The sequence below is a fragment of the Clostridium lacusfryxellense genome, assembly GCF_018861735.1.
Classification (GTDB): Bacteria; Bacillota; Clostridia; order Clostridiales; family Clostridiaceae; genus Clostridium_AD; species Clostridium_AD lacusfryxellense.
The window spans coordinates 1-1,084 of the sequence record NZ_JAHLEB010000154.1 but is presented as its reverse complement, the minus strand read 5'-3'; the positions used below and the strand labels follow the sequence as shown (position 1 = coordinate 1,084).

Sequence of the window (1,084 nt, the reverse complement as noted above, 5' to 3'; positions counted from 1 at the left end):
TAATCTGCTTAGTAAAAAAGCAAATAACCACTAGATAATAATTAGTATTATAGTTATAATTTGACTTAGGAATGCAGTTTCATAAAGCTATATTTTGACGCACTACAATATTGCTTTAAAAAGTCAATGTAATAAAACCCATCCTTATCTTTCCGAACCAAATCCATAACATATTCCAATTCTTGTTCTATAGTATTATTATCCGATTTATAAATAATTGCATTAGTTATAGTATCCTCAGTTAATATAATTCTTGGATAATTAGCACATTCTGATTCTAACTTATAAGCTTCATTCATTGCTGGACCGAATACCATATTTCCATCATGATAAACATCACCAATTGCTACACCACCCCTTATCAGTATTTTCTCAGGTAGTAGATCAAGTTGGATATGTATAATATCAATGAGCATGTAGAATAGAACACTTTGAAGCGTTACTGGGTAAGATATAACAATACTATCAGAAAACACAGTTACTTCCTTCCCCATATCCCTTAATGATAGAGCTCCATTATCATTATCTTTTTTTAATGCTAAAAAATAACTTAATACTTTTTTTATACTTTTAGCATAATCATTATCATTTTCAGATATCTTAACTTGATTTGAAAACCCTAATATATCTATAAATGCTAAAAGTTTGCCATTATATATTTTATCTTTTCCCATTTATTTATCTCCTCTTAAATTAAGTAAAAGTAGTTGTATCTAAAATGTTATTAATATACTAAAGTTCTAGACCCTTCACAATACCCTTATCCGTAATATGAATTATTTAACTTTATTATCTACTTATCTTCTTGCTTCCAATTTTTTATAAATAAAAGCTTATCTTTAGATAATTGCAATACTTTATGAGTTAGAATCAAATTTGCAGTATCAGCTTTGTATGAGTTAATTTTATCAATAGTTATAAAAATTTGTTTACTACTTTCACTGTATAACTCAACTATGTTCTCTAATGCAGGATGTAGTGCGTCAAAATATAGCTTTATGAAACTGCATTCCTAAGTCAAATTATAACTATAATACTAATAATTATCTACTGGTTATTTGCTTTTTTACTAATCAAATTATTA

General features: G+C 26.6%; 1 protein-coding gene. It reads right to left on the bottom strand.

Going from position 1 to position 1,084, the window contains the following annotated elements; translation table 11 throughout:
- Positions 1-65: 65 nt before the first annotated feature.
- A complete protein-coding gene (locus KPL55_RS25745) occupies positions 66-674 on the bottom strand; it encodes a hypothetical protein (protein WP_216309589.1) in 609 nt (202 codons plus the stop codon).
- Positions 675-1,084: the final 410 nt, after the last annotated feature.

What these genes read in the sequence shown, in the direction of transcription:
- KPL55_RS25745 (WP_216309589.1), bottom strand. Translation starts at nt 674, where the DNA reads ATGGGAAAAGATAAAATATATAATGGCAAACTTTTAGCATTTATAGAT.